Source organism: Veillonella sp. VA141, assembly GCF_003992175.1.
Classification (GTDB): domain Bacteria; phylum Bacillota; class Negativicutes; order Veillonellales; family Veillonellaceae; genus F0422.
Genome location: NZ_RQVM01000007.1, coordinates 53,288 through 70,336, shown reverse-complemented (window position 1 = coordinate 70,336; position 17,049 = coordinate 53,288). Strand labels below are relative to the sequence as shown.

Annotated in this window: 15 protein-coding genes; 11 read left to right on the top strand and 4 right to left on the bottom strand. The window is 39.6% G+C overall.

The genetic code is table 11. The features are described from left to right. Positions 1 to 14 precede the first annotated feature (14 nt). The 3 genes from EO112_RS07890 to EO112_RS07880 are packed head-to-tail and all read left to right on the top strand — an operon-like array spanning position 15 to position 2,433. Positions 15 to 734: a metal ABC transporter ATP-binding protein gene (locus EO112_RS07890; protein WP_370106796.1), complete on the top strand. Its 720-nt coding sequence runs from the start codon at positions 15 to 17 to the stop codon at positions 732 to 734. A gap of 8 nt (positions 735 to 742) precedes the next feature. Beyond that, positions 743 to 1,591, top strand: a complete 849-nt coding sequence (locus EO112_RS07885) for a metal ABC transporter permease (protein ID WP_062403593.1) — start codon at positions 743 to 745, stop codon at positions 1,589 to 1,591. Further along, complete coding sequence (locus tag EO112_RS07880) at positions 1,588 to 2,433, top strand: metal ABC transporter permease (protein WP_127163810.1); 846 nt, start codon at positions 1,588 to 1,590, stop codon at positions 2,431 to 2,433. The genes EO112_RS07885 and EO112_RS07880 overlap by 4 nt, the downstream gene beginning before the upstream one ends. A gap of 161 nt (positions 2,434 to 2,594) precedes the next feature. On the opposite strand, the gene EO112_RS07875 is transcribed toward EO112_RS07880, so the two are convergent. Then, complete coding sequence (locus tag EO112_RS07875; RefSeq protein WP_062403600.1) at positions 2,595 to 4,679, bottom strand: OPT family oligopeptide transporter; 2,085 nt, start codon at positions 4,677 to 4,679, stop codon at positions 2,595 to 2,597. 194 nt (positions 4,680 to 4,873) lie between these two features. On the opposite strand from EO112_RS07875, the gene EO112_RS07870 reads away from it, so the two are divergent. Continuing rightward, entirely contained in the window at positions 4,874 to 5,653 is a 780-nt protein-coding gene (locus EO112_RS07870) for a PdaC/SigV domain-containing protein (protein WP_127163808.1), read from the top strand. A gap of 156 nt (positions 5,654 to 5,809) precedes the next feature. Here EO112_RS07870 and EO112_RS07865 read toward each other — a convergent pair whose 3' ends face one another. Further along, complete coding sequence (locus EO112_RS07865) at positions 5,810 to 6,622, bottom strand: transglycosylase domain-containing protein (protein ID WP_009353221.1); 813 nt, start codon at positions 6,620 to 6,622, stop codon at positions 5,810 to 5,812. Between the two features lie 366 nt (positions 6,623 to 6,988). Between EO112_RS07865 and EO112_RS07860 the strand changes: the two genes are divergently transcribed. Next, entirely contained in the window at positions 6,989 to 8,203 is a 1,215-nt protein-coding gene (locus EO112_RS07860; RefSeq protein WP_009353173.1) for an argininosuccinate synthase, read from the top strand. Continuing rightward, positions 8,203 to 9,624 (top strand): argininosuccinate lyase, encoded by a 1,422-nt coding sequence (gene argH / locus EO112_RS07855; RefSeq protein ID WP_127163806.1) that lies wholly within the window; start codon positions 8,203 to 8,205, stop codon positions 9,622 to 9,624. The genes EO112_RS07860 and argH overlap by 1 nt, the downstream gene beginning before the upstream one ends. Positions 9,625 to 9,782: 158 nt before the next feature. Here the strand turns inward: argH and EO112_RS07850 are convergent, their stop codons facing one another. Beyond that, positions 9,783 to 10,841 carry a TIGR00341 family protein gene (locus EO112_RS07850; RefSeq protein ID WP_127163804.1) on the bottom strand — a complete coding sequence of 353 codons (1,059 nt, stop codon included), beginning with the start codon at positions 10,839 to 10,841 and terminating at the stop codon, positions 9,783 to 9,785. 365 nt (positions 10,842 to 11,206) lie between these two features. Between EO112_RS07850 and EO112_RS07845 the strand changes: the two genes are divergently transcribed. Continuing rightward, positions 11,207 to 11,404: a hypothetical protein gene (locus tag EO112_RS07845; RefSeq protein WP_062403614.1), complete on the top strand. Its 198-nt coding sequence runs from the start codon at positions 11,207 to 11,209 to the stop codon at positions 11,402 to 11,404. A 445-nt stretch (positions 11,405 to 11,849) separates the two neighbouring features. On the opposite strand, the gene EO112_RS07840 is transcribed toward EO112_RS07845, so the two are convergent. After that, a complete protein-coding gene (locus tag EO112_RS07840; RefSeq protein WP_126940806.1) occupies positions 11,850 to 12,860 on the bottom strand; it encodes a YeiH family protein in 1,011 nt (336 codons plus the stop codon). A 337-nt stretch (positions 12,861 to 13,197) separates the two neighbouring features. Between EO112_RS07840 and EO112_RS07835 the strand changes: the two genes are divergently transcribed. The 4 genes from EO112_RS07835 (at position 13,198) to EO112_RS07820 (ending at position 16,809) form a co-directional block, all read left to right on the top strand. Further along, positions 13,198 to 13,953, top strand: a complete 756-nt coding sequence (locus EO112_RS07835; RefSeq protein ID WP_126937749.1) for an exodeoxyribonuclease III — start codon at positions 13,198 to 13,200, stop codon at positions 13,951 to 13,953. A 21-nt stretch (positions 13,954 to 13,974) separates the two neighbouring features. Beyond that, the gene (locus EO112_RS07830) at positions 13,975 to 14,640 is read left to right on the top strand and encodes an ATP-binding cassette domain-containing protein (protein ID WP_127163802.1); all 666 of its coding nucleotides are present in this window, start codon (positions 13,975 to 13,977) and stop codon (positions 14,638 to 14,640) included. After that, the gene (gene fetB / locus EO112_RS07825; RefSeq protein ID WP_127163800.1) at positions 14,627 to 15,400 is read left to right on the top strand and encodes an iron export ABC transporter permease subunit FetB; all 774 of its coding nucleotides are present in this window, start codon (positions 14,627 to 14,629) and stop codon (positions 15,398 to 15,400) included. Before EO112_RS07830 ends, fetB begins: the two co-directional genes overlap by 14 nt. 152 nt (positions 15,401 to 15,552) lie before the next feature. Further along, complete coding sequence (locus EO112_RS07820; RefSeq protein WP_127011020.1) at positions 15,553 to 16,809, top strand: Glu/Leu/Phe/Val dehydrogenase; 1,257 nt, start codon at positions 15,553 to 15,555, stop codon at positions 16,807 to 16,809. Positions 16,810 to 17,049 lie beyond the last annotated feature (240 nt).

The window sequence follows — 17,049 nt, the reverse complement described above, 5'->3', positions numbered from 1 at the left end:
AGTGTATTTTGGAAGTGAATCATCTTTCAGTAGCCTATGATGATACGGTGGTGCTGAAAGATGTATCCTTTCAGATTGAACAAGGAACGATGACGGCCATAGTTGGTCCTAATGGTGCCGGCAAATCAACCTTGGTGAAAGCCATGTTAGGACTTGTGCCATTAGTAGAAGGAACGATTGAGTTAACATTAGATGCTAAAACAGTTTCTGCTTATGGAGGCGTGAAAACGAATAGTATTTATAACCATATTGCCTACGTACCACAAACCTCAGCAGTAGATTGGGATTATCCCATTACGGTGTTTGAGGTGGTATTGATGGGCACCTACCGTAGACTAGGTTGGTTTACACGCCCAGGGAAACGTGAACGAGATGAGGCGACAAAAGCCTTGCAAACGGTAGGCATGTTAGACTATGCACAGCGGTCTATCTCACAATTGTCAGGAGGACAGCAACAGCGTGTATTTCTAGCTCGTGCCTTGGTGGAAAATCAAGATGTGTATATACTAGATGAGCCTTTCAAGGGTATCGATAAGACGACAGAGGCGGTACTCGTAAAGATTATGAAAGACATGCAAGCAGCAGGAAAAACATTGCTAATCGTACATCATAATTTGCAAACTTTGGAAGCTTATTTTGATCAAGTTCTCTGCGTGAATCGTAGATTGGTGGGCATGGGGCCGGTTCGAGATATAGTGGGATCCCCTATCCTAGATGAGACATATTCATACTAGGAGGCACCATGGAATTATTACAACAATATACATTTCAAATCGTAGCACTGGGGACGGTGATGTTAGGCTTGGTATGTGGCGTCATAGGAACCTTTGCAGTATTGCGTCAAGAAAGCTTACTAGGTGATGGCGTAGCCCATTCCACACTACCTGGGGTAGTGGCAGGATTTCTTCTAACAGGTGTGAAAGACACCACAGTGCTATTACTAGGTGCGATTTGCACGGCCTGTTTGTCAGAATGGATTATGTATAAAACATCCCAAAAAGGAGTTCGTTTTGATGCAGCCTTAGCTACGATTTTAGCAACCTTCTTTGGATTTGGTACAGTGTTATTAACGCGAGTACAGTCTATGGAAAATGCTGGACAGGCAGGTCTGAATACGTTTATCTTTGGACAAGCTGTAACCATGATGCAAAGTGACATTTGGGTGATGGCCATTTGTGGAACCTGCATTGTAGGTGGGGTTATTGTACTTTGGAAAGAATTGAGTCTTACCGTATTTGACCCTATTGAGGCGCAGTTGATGGGTATCCCTGTGTCAAAGGTACGATTTTTTTATCGAGCGGCGCTCGTAGTGACTATTGTGATAGGCATACGGACGGTAGGTGTTATTTTAATTAGCTCCTTGCTGATTGGTCCAGCCATGATTGGTCGCCAGTGGACTCATTCCTTGCGGACCTTGGTAATTATTGCTGCCATTAGTGGTAGTGTAGTCGCCTTTATGGGAACTTTTGTGAGCGCCTTATGGGGCAATCTTCCTACGGGCCCTATTATCATCATTGTCATGACTGGTATGATTTTATTAAGTTTAGTATTGGCTAATGGTAAACGCCTCATGAGGAGGTGTTTTGGATGAGTCATATCTTAGAAATTTGGGGTATCGCCACAGTGACAGGTATCAGCTGTAGCCTTATAGGTACATTCTTGGTGTTGCGTCGTTTATCTATGATGGTGGATGCCATTACGCATACTGTTTTTTTAGGCATTGTATTAGCCTTTTTGGTGACAAAAGATTTGAACTCGCCTTGGCTTATCATTGGTGCTACCGCTATGGGGGTAGGGACGGTGTATGCCGTAGAGTGGATGCAACGGCGTCGTTATATTAGACCAGATGCAGCTATCGGTATTGTGTTTCCCTTCTTATTTGCCTTAGCCATTGTGTTAGTTACCTTATTTGGTAAACACATACATCTCGATGTAGATACGGCGATTTTAGGCGATTTAGCCTTTGCCACATTTCAACGCTTCACCGTAGATGCCTATGACTTAGGACCTATGTTGTTATGGATTGCCATTCTGGTATGCCTTATCAATGCGGTATGTATTGCGCTGTTTAAGAAAGAATTAATCCTTACCACCTTTGATCCTGTGTGTGCTAAGATATATCAAGCGATGCCTATGGCAGTGTCCTATGGACTGATGACGTTAACCTCTTTAACTACAGTGGCATCCTTCCAAACAGTAGGAGCTATCTTGGTAACGGGTTGTATGATTGGGCCACCAGCGACAGCATTTATGCTAGCTCGTTCTGTGAAAGCAATGATTTTGATCAGTGCGTGTATATCTACTATAGCGGCAACCATTGGAGTGGCATTAGCCTTCCTGTGGGATGTATCCATTGGTGGTATGATTGCCACAGTCATCGGATGTATCTATGGACTGGTGTGGATTTATAAATATGGTAGAAAAAATGCATAATGGTAGCATTGTATAGGCTAGCATGATATAGATAAACAAGGACTGAAGTAAAATGATGCATTAGAATTTACTTCAGTCCTTTGTTATTTGTGTATTTCTTTAGCGGAATAAAAAGGCTGAAACCAAATGGTTACAGCCTCTTTTGTGATATGTGTAGTGTTTTATTTATTCATGTTTTCGATTGCTTCTGCTTCTGCTTTGTTGAATTTAGAAGCAATAACGATGCGAATTAAGCAAAGTGCAACGAAGATGTATGCTGCAAAGCCTAGCCATTCAGCTGTATCACCATAGGATTTTGCTTCAGTGAAAGCCAATTGAAGTGGAGCTTCGCTACCACCTGTACTTACGGAGAAGGCGATGATACCAGCGATGATAACGCCGATGATACTTTCACCAACGATCAAGCCAGAAGCGAACAATACGCCACGGCGGTTAGATTGTTCTACGTCAGCATCTGCATAAGCACCAGCACGTTCTTTCGCACGTTTTGTAATATAACGATTTACGAAGTAACCGATGATGGCACCCATTACAAGAGGCATTTCCAAAGTTGGAGGTAAGTAGATACCCATACCAATTGCAAGTGGTGGTAATGTTAAGGATTTTGTTGTAGATTTTAAAATTAAGTTTACAACGATAGCTACGATACCTACTACGATGCCGTAGAAAATGTATGTCCAATCCATATTAGCATTGAAGATACCTTCTGCGATTTGACGCATCAAAGTAGCTTGTGGAGCAGATAATGCTTGAGCAGGATCCATTCCTTCACGAGGCATAGCGCCTGTAAAACCATATGCATGGTATAACAAGTCAAGTACTGGAGCAATCGCTACGGCACCAGCTAAGGAACCAATTAATAGAGCTACCTGTTGTTTCCAAGGTGTAGCACCCACTAATTGACCAGTTTTCAAGTCTTGTAAGTTATCGTTGGAAATGGCTGCAATGGAGATAACCACGGATGTCATGAAGATCGCCAAGGCAGTGGAGAATTTTACGCCTTCTGGAGTAGATAATAAGTCATTGGCAGAACCGATGGCAAATACTACTAGAGAAGATACGATGATACCGATGATACCGATACCAGAGATTGGACTTGCAGAAGTACCAATCAAACCAGCCATGTAACCACAAGCAGCAGCTACGAAGAAGCCGATTAACAATGCCACTACGATACCTGCAATTACTAATGTCCAAGCAAGACCTGCAGACATTGGAAGAGCAGACACGAAAGAGTAGAAGCAAATGATTAAGCCAATAATAATTAATGCAAATACAACGCCAATAGTAGATGGTTTCATATCTGTATCCATACGGTGTGTGTCACGATATTCAGCGCTTGCCGTCATGGACTTAATAGATAATTTAATACCTTCAATAATTGGTTTGATCAATGTTAGCAATGTCCAAATCGCTGCCACACCGATAGTACCAGCACCGATAAAGCGGACTTTTGTTTTCCAAACTGTGCTAGAGAATTTGATAGCTTCCAAATTATCTGGGTTTGGTAGATGATTTGTTAAGTATGGTACGAAACCACCCCAAGCAATAATCATACCGATTAAGATAGCGATACCACTAGCAATACCAATTAGGAAGCCTGCGCCTAATAAAGCAGAGGAGAAACCGAAAGGAATTTGTGTAGCACCAGCACCTACAGGGAACCAGAATGATTTAGATTCGCCTAAGACACGTAAACCTTGTGTAACAAAACTGATGATACCAGCCAATGCGCCACCAGATACGATTTCTTTCATACCACCAGATTGTTTTACTGTTTCACCAGGAACACTGGAGCCTACTTTCAAGATTTCAGCAGCGGCACGACCTTCTGGATATGGTAAGTCGCTGTTCATAACCATAGCGCGGCGTAATGGAATGGTAAATAATACCCCAAGACAGCCACCGCAGGCGGATAATAACAATGTTTGCAATAAGTCAAAGTTTTGCCAATAACCAATCATCAATAGACCTGGCAATACGAAAATGACTGCAGATAAGGTACCAGCAGCAGATGCTTGCGTTTGTACCATGTTGTTTTCAAGAACATTGGAATCCTTGAAGAAGCGTAAGATTGCCATAGATATTACGGCAGCCGGAATGGAGGATGAGAACGTCAAACCTACTTTTAGCCCTAAGTATACGTTAGATGCAGTAAAGATTAATGTAATAATCGCACCTAGTAACATACCTCTGACTGTTAATTCCGGTAAGCTAATATCATGACTCATAAAATCATGCTTCATAGTTATACCTCCTTAAAATACACTACTATCTCATCCATTGTATCAGTATTCTCATAGACTTTCAATAAAAAATATAGTAAATATTGTATACATACGTCTTTTTGAGAGAATATAGTTAAAATATTCATATAAGGTTCATCTAGTTAGTGTATATATAAAGAAATAATTATTCCTATATCATAAGGAGACAGACTATGAAAAGAAAGATATTTGGCGCTCTATTCATGGCCGCTTGTTTACCGATGGCGTTACAGGCAGCAGATGTTATGGTGGTGAAAGAAACACCGATTGCTGTAGGTGAACGTATCTCTACAACAGCATCGCCAGAAACCAATCGCATCATCCGTGAGGAAACGATGAAAGCTAGACAAGATAAAAAACAAATCATAGCACCAGCGGCAAAAGCGTTTACAGATCGTTTGCAAGTAACAGTCAAACCAGAGACAGTGAAAGAAAATCATATGGATTTGACATACCCACGAGTGCAATCTGTAAGTCCTTACGTGACGAAAGCAATAAATAAGACGATTACAGAGTATGTAGAAAAGCTTCGTAAGCAAGTCCAAAAGATGAATGAAAAAGCAGTAGATGGAGAAAAACAAAATCTGTATATGAGTTATGATGTTAAAGCAGATGGGAATGGTATTTTTTCTGTCACTATCACATCCTATACAATAGAAGACAATGCGTCTCATGGGGTAAACGTGGAAAAGGGATTTACTTTTAATACCACCACAGGCCGTACGCTGTCCTTAAATGACTTTGGTGGGCTTCCACAAGAGAAGATTACAGCAGGAATACAACAATTACCGAAAGATGGTAAAAAAGCTATCTATGCAGATGCCACAGTAGGCAAGCCAAATAGTTTCTTTGCCCGTGAAAATCATGAGATTGTATTGATTTATGACCAAGGGACTATTGCCCCTATGTCTAGTGGTAGCATTTATGTGCCAGTAGGAAACTTAGGGAAATAAGTTAAAAATCATAAGACCACGCTGCAACTGTTAAGTAGTCATGCCTAGTGGTATCAAATATAGAAAGTATATGTACAGCTAGAGATTGTAAAAAATAACTAGGAAATGAAATAGAGGAAAGTTGATAGGTTTTGTTCAACTTTCCTCTATTTTTATTTAGTGATTCTCTTGTTTCTTCGGAGCGTCAAGTCTCTTATAATAGGCTTTATCGATATCTGCATAGGAGATAATCCCTTGTTGTGCCATTAAGGTTAATACTGTCCGTTGTCGTTGTTTTGTAGCATCTATGTTGCTTACTGGGTTAAAGTAGGACGGCGCTTGTGGAATGCCTGCGAGCACAGCAGCTTGACTTAAGTTAAGGTCCTTTGGTTCTGTCTTAAAGTATCCTTCAGAGGCTGCTTTAATACCATAGTAATCGGTACCATAATAAATGGTGTTAAGATACATAGTGATGATTTCATCTTTGCTGTAATAATGCTCCATCAAATAGGCAAGAAATACTTCTTCCACCTTACGAGACATGATACGCTTGGAGGATAAGAATAAATTTTTTACTAATTGTTGGGTAATGGTACTGCCACCTTCTACGGTTTGCCCAGCTATGGTATTCGTATATAAGGCGCGACCAATGCTAAAAAAATCTACCGCTCCATGCTCATAAAAACGTTTATCTTCCGTAGCCACTAAAGCTTGTTTTACTATAGGGCTAATGTCTTCGCTGCGAACGCGATGCTCTAGTGGCACCCGTTTATCCATGGCCTCCTCTACAGCTTCTTTAAAATGAAAGAGACGTTTGATGCGGTCGATTCTGGAAAGTTGATCTTCCCCTTGTTCAATGGTTTGTTCTTTTATCGTATGCGCTACATGTTGCGTAGTCGTTTTAGCATCCTCTGGGGTATACCCAGCGAACCAATATAAACCACCAGCAGCAATGGCAAGCACAAGAATGAGTTTAAAAAGTGTTTTCATGGGTTCATCATATCACATCTAGGGTGTATCAACAATAGGACTTATAGAATCTTATAATAAAGTGGATTGTCCTTGTTATATACACATAAGATATTTGTAATGTAACAGAGTAGTGATAACGTTGAGATTGTTAGAGTTATAGTATTTTTATTAAAAAACAATAGACATTATGATTTAGCCCTTAGCAATTATGAAATGATAGGTTATAGGGAATGGCTATGGAATATCAATATATAGATTAAAAATGTATATAAAAGAATTTTTATAAAAAATACTTGCATTATTATGCAAGTAGTTGTATAATACGTTCATAAGATAGAAACAGGTACTGCATAGCAGTCATTTACACAAAGAAAGAGGTTTATTATGAGCAACATTAACAAAGTAGTATTAGCCTACTCCGGCGGTTTAGACACATCTGTTATTATTCCTTGGTTAAAAGAAAACTATGGCGCAGAAGTCATTGCAGTATGCGTAAACTTAGGCCAACCAGAAGATTATGACGCAGTAGAGAAAAAAGCTATCAAATCTGGTGCTACAAAAGCATACATTATTGATGCGCAAGAAGAATTTGTATCTGACTACATTTGGCCAGTGGTCAAAGCAGGTGCTGTATACGAAGGCAAATACCTATTAGGTACTTCTTTTGCAAGACCATTGATTGCTAAAAAATTAGTAGAAATTGCTGCACAAGAAGGTGCTGATGCCATCGCTCATGGTGCGACAGGTAAAGGGAACGACCAAGTTCGTTTTGAATTGACTATCAAAGCACTTTCACCGAATACAAAAATCATTGCACCATGGCGTGAATGGGAATTGAAATCTCGGGAAGATTGCATGGAATATGCAGCGAAACACGATATTCCAGTAGTGGCTACTAAAAAACACCCATACTCCATGGACCAAAACGTATGGCATTTATCCCATGAAGGTGGCGATTTAGAAGATCCTAAGAATGCACCTAAAAATGATGTATATTTAGTTAGCAAATCTCCAGAAGAAGCTCCAGATGTACCAACTATGGTGACCATCGACTTCAAAGAAGGTGTTCCAGTGGCAGTGAATGGTCAAGCCATGTCTCCACTTACCATCTTACAAACTTTAAATGAAATCGGCGCAGCTAATGGTATCGGCATCGTGGATATTGTAGAAAATCGGTTAGTAGGCATGAAATCTCGTGGTGTCTATGAAAATCCTGGTGGAGCTATCATCATGTATGCGCACAGAGAATTAGAATATCTTTGCCTAGACAGAGCCACATACCATTATAAAGAATTGGTGGCGAACAAATATGGAGAACTTGTGTATGATGGCATGTGGTTTGCCCCATTGATGAGCGCTTTACAAGCTTTCGTGGATAGCACACAACAAACAGTAACCGGTCAAGTTACATTGAAATTGTACAAAGGCAATATTATCAGCGCAGGATCTACGTCTCCATATTCCTTGTATAACCAAGAATTTGTAACATTTGAAGAAGATGATGTATATAACCAAGCTGATGCAGAAGGGTTCATCAACTTATTCGGATTGCCTTTAACAATCAATGCATTAATGAAAGAGAAAGCAGGTTTAAAATAATGGCGAAACTTTGGGGCGGACGGTTTACCAAAGGGACGGATAAGGCAGTAGAGGACTTCACGTCCTCTATTTCCTTTGATTCCCGCATGTATAAAGAAGATGTGGCAGGCAGTATTGCCCATGCTACAATGCTAGCAGAGCAACAGATCATTTCTCAGGAAGATAAAAATGCCATCGTAGCAGGCTTACAAGCTATTGAACAACAAATTGATGCAGGAGATTTCGAATTTTCTGTGGCATTAGAAGACATCCATATGAATATAGAAAAACGCTTAACCGATGCCATCGGTGAAGCGGGAGGACGCCTGCATACAGGGCGTAGCCGTAATGACCAAGTAGCAGTGGATTTGCATATGTATATTCGTAAAGCTGTGGTACACATGGGTGAGGAACTTGTGAATTTGCAACAAGCTTTCTTAGAAGTGGCAGAGAAGTATAAAGAGGTGATTATCCCTGGATATACCCATTTACAACGGGCGCAACCGGTGTTATTTAGTCACCACATGATGGCGTACTTCTCCATGATCAGTCGTGACTTTGATAATTTACTGTTAATCTTTAAACATGCTAATGTGATGCCATTAGGGGCAGGGGCTTTGGCAGGTACGACCTATCCTATCGATCAAAATATGACGAAGGAATTGTTGCATTTCGATGCCATCTATGAAAATAGTATGGATGCTGTCAGCGACCGTGACTATGTATTAGAGTTCCTCAGCTTTGGGGCAAAAGTGATGATGCATTTAAGTCGGTTAAGCGAAGAATTAATCCTATGGTCTAGCACAGAGTTTGGGTTCATCGAATTAGACGATGCCCATTGCACTGGTTCCAGCATTATGCCACAAAAGAAAAATCCAGACGTATGTGAACTCGTACGTGGTAAAACAGGTCGTATCTACGGTCATTTGATGGGACTTCTTACAACCATGAAAGGCCTGCCAATGACGTACAACAAGGATATGCAAGAAGATAAAGAAGGAGTCTTCGACACGATCGATACCTTGCATTTTGCTATCTCTATTACAGCTGACATGTTACGCCATATGAAAGTTAATGGAGACCATACAAAAGCAGTGTTGGACGATGATTTCTCCAATGCTACGGATATGGCGGACTACTTGGCGAAAAAAGGGGTACCGTTCCGTGAAGCTCATGCCATTGTAGGGGCAGCGGTACAACATTGCATTGAAAAAGGTTGTGTGTTGTTAGATTTGTCAGTGGAAGATTTCAAAGCTATTTCACACCACTTTGAAGCAGATATCTTGGATGCCATTACCATCGAAGCTTGCGTAGCAGGTCGTAGTAACTACAGCGGTACAGCGCCAGAGTGCGTAGCACGTCAAATGCAGATTGGACAAACAATCGTGGCAGAAGAAGTGGCACAAATCCAACAATGGAAAGAAAAAATTCATTTACAATAAATAGGTTTGTAGCAATATTCATATTGTATTCTCTTATTCGTATAAAAGTGGCATCTGTAAATGGTATATGGGGCGATTCTGGTTTAGCAAGACTATCGCAACTATGAAAAAAAGCAACGGCAAATCCGTTGCTTTTTTTTGAGATAAGTTCAATATCATTAATCCTTATCTTCTTCATTTTCTTTTAGAAGATCTTTTTGTGAATTTTTTTCAGAGAGTTTTTGATCGATATACTTATTAATATTTTCATAAAATTCTTTGGTCGTTTCACTATCCAATTTTGTCGAATTATGAATTTGATTCACTTGATTGACTTTTAAATGAACAGATTGAATACCGTAAGAGGCTTGTTTTTGGCGGAACGTTTCTAATTGTTCTTCTGAAAGCGGATTGCCAACAATCGTCAAGACCAATTCATTTTTGCTTGACTTGTAGACTTGACTAATGACCGTATGATTGGTGAACTCTTTTCCTACAAACTGCTTGATTCCTTCTTTTCGTGCCTGATCTATCGTTAGCGTGACTGCTGAATAGGTGGCAGGAAGAATTAATAATACAATCAAGGATATCAACCCAATTCTCATTTTAATATTTAGTTCTTTAAATGAGCGTAAGGGCGATTTTCTCATCAAAATTCTTGTTCCAACAATATTGGTTAGCATGATAAAGACACAGTTAATTAAGAAAAGATAGAGAGCGCCATATATAAATTGTACATTTCCATTAGCTAAACCATAGCCTGCAGTACAGATAGGTGGCATCAGAGCTGTTGCAATGGCTACTCCTGGCACGATATTGTTCGCTTCTTTTTTTCTTGAACCAATTACACCTGCTATCCCACCTGCAATAGCAATGAGAACATCCCAAATAGTTGGAGAGGTTCGAGCAATCAACTCGCTACTTGCATAAGATATGGGAGAAATCCAGAAATACAGAGCTGAGACAAGCAAACTGACCACTACTTGAGTCAATAAAACATTTAAAGATTGTTTGATCAAACGGGTATCAAAAATAGCTAAGCCGAATCCCAGTCCAACAATCGGTGTCATAAGAGGGGAAATCAGCATGGCTCCAATAATAACAGCTGTTGAATTCATATTTAAACCTATAGAGGCAATAAAAATCGCGCACATCAAAATTACTGTATCGCTTAATCGAACATGAAGATCATCATATAATTTATCACGGTATTCACGTGCTGAATAGTTTCCTGTCATTGGTTACTCCTTTTATTTCATATAATCTTGTTTCCGCATGGGTGGTGGTAGAGCCTTCTGTCTAATCTTCTGTGTTTTAATTCTTACCGGTTATTCTATTGAAAGTTATCCATTATGTATCGCTCAGCCTAGCCTTAACATTATACCAAAATTTTATAGTATTTCTTTAAAGAAATCTATTAATTTAACAGATAGAAAAAGTAAGAAATTTTGCTTCATTTTCCAACAAAGATTTGCCACTGTCACCTAAAATATTGGGAAAGTAAATATCGAAAATATATGATAAAATGTAAGCGAATTCAAACAAAACGGTAATTTAGTGAATGCTGATTGCCGTTTTTCCATATGTTTAAGGAGGTAACAATATGCTTAAGGCAAAAATTTTTTATATATTTTTATTTTTGATCGTTGTCGAAACTATAGGCTTGTTGTTGTTGAAAAGAGGTCTAGAAATGGGCTATTTTGGCACAGAAGCTATTATCCTCGCAGTTTTTTCATTTGCTTTTTACAACCTATGTTCATTCGGTTGGGTCTACTTTACAATAAAAAACAATAAAAAATAAATAGAACAAATTGGAGGCTAACACCTCCGATTTTTTTGTATGCAGACCCCGAATTTTCGTTTTTTCATGCAAAAATAGCGCATTTTAGGTGCTGAGATGATGATCCTGGAGCTTTTTCAGATACTTTTGTGATGTATCTATCACTTGAAACGCCTACAGCGCCAAGGACTTTGGGCACTTTTTAGATACTTTCCTAAAGGAGTACATTTTTCCGAAAAAGTACAATTTTTCGGAAAGTTGTATGTTGTACCAAAATTGTCTCTACCACAACATATAGAAAAATAAGTGAAATGGATAGGGAATATCCCTTTTTATTTTGCTTTAAATCAGATTTTTGGATGGAATAGTAGATGATAAGACAAAATATCTTTGAACATACAAAAAGACAAACGCCAAAAATGACGTCTGTCTACGTTCTGAGGTAGCCTTTAGGCTCCCTTTTTTCTTAGAAAATACCGATGAGTAATTGCATGCCAAGACTAGTCAGGATGATAGCAATCCAGCAAAGGGCTCCAAGAAAAATGGATTTTCCACTGGATTTGATCATAGCAATGAGGTTGGTTTTGAGACCAATAGCACTCATAGCCATGATGATGAGGAATTTGGAGAGTTGTTTGAGAGGTGAAAAGAAGCTATTGCTGACACCGAAAGATGTGAGAAGAGTAGTTAGCAGAGAAGCTAGGATAAAGTAGAGAATGAAAACGGGGAAGATTTTTTTAAGCTTTACTCCTTGGTTGTTTCCTTGTTGACGGCTTTGCCAATAGGAGAGGAAGAGAGTAATAGGGATAATAGCTAGAGTACGGGTCAGTTTGACAATAGTGGCAGACTCGAGAGTATTGCTTTGGTAAAGACTATCCCAAGCGCTAGCTGCGGCTGTTACAGAGGACGTATCGTTGACTGCAGTACCCGCAAAGAGAGCAAAACCTTCGTTGGAAAGATGGAGCCAAGAACCTAGAGTTGGAAAGATAAGAGCTGCCAAGACATTGAAGAAAAAGATAACAGAAATGGATTGGGCCACTTCTTTTTCCTTGGCATGAATAACAGGAGCAGTCGCTGCAATGGCAGAACCGCCACAGATAGAAGAGCCTACACCAACTAGGATAGCTAGCTTTCTATCAAGGTTAAAAAATCGTTGGAAAAAGAAAGCTATAATCAGAGCAATTGAAATAGTTGAGAGGATGACAGGAAGGGAAGATTTTCCAACCTCGAAAACTTGAGAGATATTGAGTCCAAATCCCAGTAAGATAACAGCGTACTGAAGCAATTTTTTTGAGCTATAAGTCAAGCCGACATCCAGTTGTTTATAGGAAGTGAGAAAGGGATGGAGAATCATTCCGATAAAAATGGCGAAAACAGGTGCTCCCACAACAGGCAGAAAGTCTCCTAAAACCCAAGAGATGATAGAAATGATCAGACAGGCTAACAGTCCTGCCCAATTTTTTGATAGAAATGACATAAAAACCTCCGAAAATAACTACTCCTTATTATAATCTTAATTTATCAGAAAAGTAAAATCGAAAATAGAAAGTAGGAATAAGGTAGTAAATTAACGGAATTTTGCGGTCAGAGAGCTTTTTGTAATATAATAGATAGATCAATTCATCATAAAAAAATGACCAATTTTTGACCTAAATTTATGGGTTAAATTTTTTTTGGCAAATAATATGGATTATACGGATAAAATCTATTGATTTTAAATAATAAATACCTATAAAAAACTAAATAATACATAATAAGAGTTTATGATATAATCAATATATATTTTTATTACTAAATACTATGAGGTACTAACGATGAAATTAATATCTTGGAATGTGAATGGCTTGCGTGCAGCCATGACCAAAGGATTTATGGATGCATTCGATGCATTAGATGCAGATATGTTCTGCTTACAAGAAACAAAATTACAACCAGAACAAATTGAAATGGTCTTGCCAAATCATGAACAATATTGGAATAGTGCGGTAAAAAAAGGGTATAGCGGTACGGCTATTTTCACAAAAGAAAAGCCAATTTCCGTAGTGAATGGCATTGGTATTGAAGAACATGACCAAGAAGGCCGCGTCATCACGGCGGAATATGAAAAGTTCTACTTAGTTACGTGCTATACACCGAATAGCCAACGTGAATTGGCTCGCTTGGAGTACCGCATGGAATGGGAAGTGGCATTCCGTGAGTATTTATTAGCATTAGATGCGAAAAAGCCGGTAATTCTGTGTGGTGACCTTAACGTAGCGCACCAAGAAATCGACTTGAAAAACCCGAAAACTAACCGTAAAAATGCTGGTTTCAGTGATGAAGAACGTGAAAAAATGACAGAACTACTAGCGGCTGGATTTACAGATACATTCCGCTATTTATACCCTGATGCGGTAGATGCCTATAGCTGGTGGTCTTACATGGGCAAAGCTCGTGAACGGAACGTAGGATGGAGAATTGACTACTTTTTAGTATCCAACAGCATTGCTGATAAAATCCAAGAGGCGAAAATCCATGCAGATATTTTTGGATCTGACCATTGCCCAGTAGAACTAGTTATCGATTTATAATGTGTGTGGCGAGCGTATAGTATGTCAGTATTACATTTTGAACATATCTCTTTAGAGATGCATGGTCGTCAGATTTTAAAGGATATTTCTTTTTCTGTCGACGCTGGTGAAAGTATTACCATCGTAGGTCCTTCTGGGAGCGGTAAGAGTACGATATTAAAATTGGCTAGCTCCTTGATATCTCCTACGGGAGGCACGATTTTCTTTCATGGTAGACCTGTAGAAAGCTATGCACCGACGGAGTATCGCCAACGAGTGGCGTATTGTTTCCAACAACCTTACCTGTTTGGACAAACGGTGCGGGGTAATTTAGTATTTCCTTTCACCATGCGAGGTCGTGCTGTTGACGAAATAAGAATCAAAGACCTATTCGATTTGTTTCATATGGATCTACAGTTGTTAGAGAAGTCTAATACAGAGTTATCAGGTGGTGAAATGCAACGAATTTGCTTGATTCGTAGTTTGCTGTTTGCCCCTGACGTGTTGTTATTAGATGAGGTGACGTCTGCCTTGGACACAGAAAATACGGAGTGGGTAGAACAAGGTCTTATGCAGTTGCATAAAGAAGGCTTAACCTTGTTACAGGTGACCCATAATCTAGACCAAAGTGTTCGTATGGGGCAACGTCGTATCACCGTGAAAGATGGTCATATTGCAGATTGTGAGGTGCTACATGGGGAGCTTTAATGCTTTATCGAATGAGTCCTTGTTGATGGCAACAGTACTCATCGCCATGGCTGTCATCGTATCCTATCAGCAAAAAATGCGATTAGAGGTAGAAATCTTACATAGTGCCTTGCGAGCAGTAGTGCAACTAGTGGTGGTAGGCTATGTACTCCATTTCATCTTTGGTGCCGACCATCCGCTCTTTACGGGGGGTGTATTACTGGTGATGCTGATTAGTGCCGCTATCAATGGGGGTAAACGTGGCGTAGGAATCCGGCGTGCATCGTGGATTGCAGGTATTAGTATTGGCATTGGTGCCATCATTACTTTAGTGGTATTGTTGAGTGCAAATGTCTTATCTTTTACTCCCTATCAGATGATTCCCGTAGGTGGTATGGTCATGTCGGGCGCTATGGTGGCAGTAGGACTATGTTTCCGCCAAATTACAACTAGCTTTAAGAGTCGTCAACAAGAGATTCAGATTAAGTTAGCTTTAGGGGCTAGGCCTATGCAAGCTTGTAAAGCCATCTTGCGAGCAGCTCTTATCTTTAGTTTGCAACCTACCATTGATAGTGCGAAAACCTTGGGTATTGTGTCCTTACCGGGGATGATGACAGGCTTAATCTTAGCAGGCATGAGTCCTATGGAGGCCATTAAATACCAGATTATCGTCATTTTCATGTCCTTTTCAACCATATCCATTGCCATTGCTATAGCAGGATACTTGAGTTGTCGACAATTTTTCAATGCAAAAGAACAGCTGATTCTATCTGACTCATGATAGAATCAGCTTCTTTTTTACAATAGTGTTTTTAAAGTTTTAACTTACCTATAAAATAAGTAGGATTTTTTGAAAATTTATAGTCATAAGGAATGAGTTGTGTTACTATTAGGATATACACATTCTATTTATATGTAAAACGAGGTGGTATTATGGCAAATTACAACCCTTATGAAAATATGCTGCAAACATTAGACTTAGCAGCGGACACATTGGGCATTCCACGCAATGACTATGAAGTGTTGCGTCACCCTGAACGTGAAATGAACGTGGCTATTCCAGTACAAATGGATGATGGACATGTGGAAGTATTTACTGGCTACCGCTGCCAACATAGCTCCGTTCTTGGCGCATCTAAAGGTGGTCTTCGCTTTCATCCAGATGCAGATGAAAATGAAGTGCGCGCTTTAGGTGCGTGGATGACCATCAAAAATGCCATTGCTCATTTACCATATGGTGGTGGCAAAGGCGGCATCAAGGTAGATCCGAAAAAACTAAGTGCAAGAGAGTTGGAACGTTTAACACGTGGTTTCGTTCGTAAAATTGCTCCTATCATTGGAGTAGAACGAGATGTGCCAGCTCCTGATGTGAACACAAATCCGCAAATCATGTCTTGGATTGTCGATGAGTACAGTGCGTTAACTGGTCAATGGACACCAGGGATCGTAACAGGTAAACCATTAGCCATCGGTGGTTCTTTAGGTCGTAATGAAGCAACAGGTCGTGGCTGTATGTTTACATTACTTTCCTACTTGGAAAAACAAGGTAAATCTATTAAAGATTTGACGATTGCTGTACAAGGTTTTGGTAATGTAGGATCTGTTGGTGCTTTATTGATGCATCGTGAAGGTGCTAAAATCGTTGCCATCGGTGATGTACATGGATCTCTGTACAATGCAAACGGCATCGATGTAGAAAAAGCTTACGAATATGCAAATTCTCATGGCCGTTCTTTAGAAGGCTACGAAGAGCCAGGTATGACACGAATCCCTAATCCAGATTTATTGTTATTGGACGTAGACGTGCTATACTTAGCGGCCTTAGAAAACCAAGTGAACGAAGCCAATATGAAAGATGTAAAAGCGAAATTAATCTTGGAAGGTGCTAACGGACCATTAACGAAAGATGCAGACTTATACTTCTTTGAAAAAGGTATTCCTGTATTGCCAGATGTATTAGCGAATGGTGGTGGCGTGGTGGTATCCTATTATGAATGGGTACAAAATAAAGCTGGCTTCTACTGGTCTGAGGAAGAAGTAAACGAAAAATTAGCGAAGAATATGAAGAAAAGCTTTGAAGAAGTATGGGCTATGCAAGAAGAATTTAAAGTATACCCAAGGCTGGCTGCGTACATGGTGGCATTGCGTCGTTTAGTAGAAGCATTAAAAATTAAAGGATATAACGGTTAATATATCTGCCCTATCTGCTCATCTTAGATGATGTAATACTTACTAGAGAGCTAGATGTTGTTATCATAACTAGATAGTCAGATGGAAACATAGATTGTAACGGTATATGAGAAAAGGAACTATACAAGATCGAATGATCTTTGCATAGTTCCTTTTTTGTGCTTTGTATAGGTTTTACTAAAGAAGAAAGGTCCTCCGTCTATTTTACAATAGACGGGGACCTATTTAGGTATATATAAG

Coding starts and splice junctions, on each gene's coding strand:
- EO112_RS07885 (WP_062403593.1), top strand. CDS start 743: ATGGAATTATTACAACAATATACATTTCAAATCGTAGCACTGGGGACG.
- EO112_RS07880 (WP_127163810.1), top strand. CDS start 1,588: ATGAGTCATATCTTAGAAATTTGGGGTATCGCCACAGTGACAGGTATC.
- EO112_RS07875 (WP_062403600.1), bottom strand. CDS start 4,679: ATGAAGCATGATTTTATGAGTCATGATATTAGCTTACCGGAATTAACA.
- EO112_RS07870 (WP_127163808.1), top strand. CDS start 4,874: ATGAAAAGAAAGATATTTGGCGCTCTATTCATGGCCGCTTGTTTACCG.
- EO112_RS07865 (WP_009353221.1), bottom strand. CDS start 6,622: ATGAAAACACTTTTTAAACTCATTCTTGTGCTTGCCATTGCTGCTGGT.
- EO112_RS07860 (WP_009353173.1), top strand. CDS start 6,989: ATGAGCAACATTAACAAAGTAGTATTAGCCTACTCCGGCGGTTTAGAC.
- argH (WP_127163806.1), top strand. CDS start 8,203: ATGGCGAAACTTTGGGGCGGACGGTTTACCAAAGGGACGGATAAGGCA.
- EO112_RS07850 (WP_127163804.1), bottom strand. CDS start 10,841: ATGACAGGAAACTATTCAGCACGTGAATACCGTGATAAATTATATGAT.
- EO112_RS07845 (WP_062403614.1), top strand. CDS start 11,207: ATGCTTAAGGCAAAAATTTTTTATATATTTTTATTTTTGATCGTTGTC.
- EO112_RS07840 (WP_126940806.1), bottom strand. CDS start 12,860: ATGTCATTTCTATCAAAAAATTGGGCAGGACTGTTAGCCTGTCTGATC.
- EO112_RS07835 (WP_126937749.1), top strand. CDS start 13,198: ATGAAATTAATATCTTGGAATGTGAATGGCTTGCGTGCAGCCATGACC.
- EO112_RS07830 (WP_127163802.1), top strand. CDS start 13,975: ATGTCAGTATTACATTTTGAACATATCTCTTTAGAGATGCATGGTCGT.
- fetB (WP_127163800.1), top strand. CDS start 14,627: ATGGGGAGCTTTAATGCTTTATCGAATGAGTCCTTGTTGATGGCAACA.
- EO112_RS07820 (WP_127011020.1), top strand. CDS start 15,553: ATGGCAAATTACAACCCTTATGAAAATATGCTGCAAACATTAGACTTA.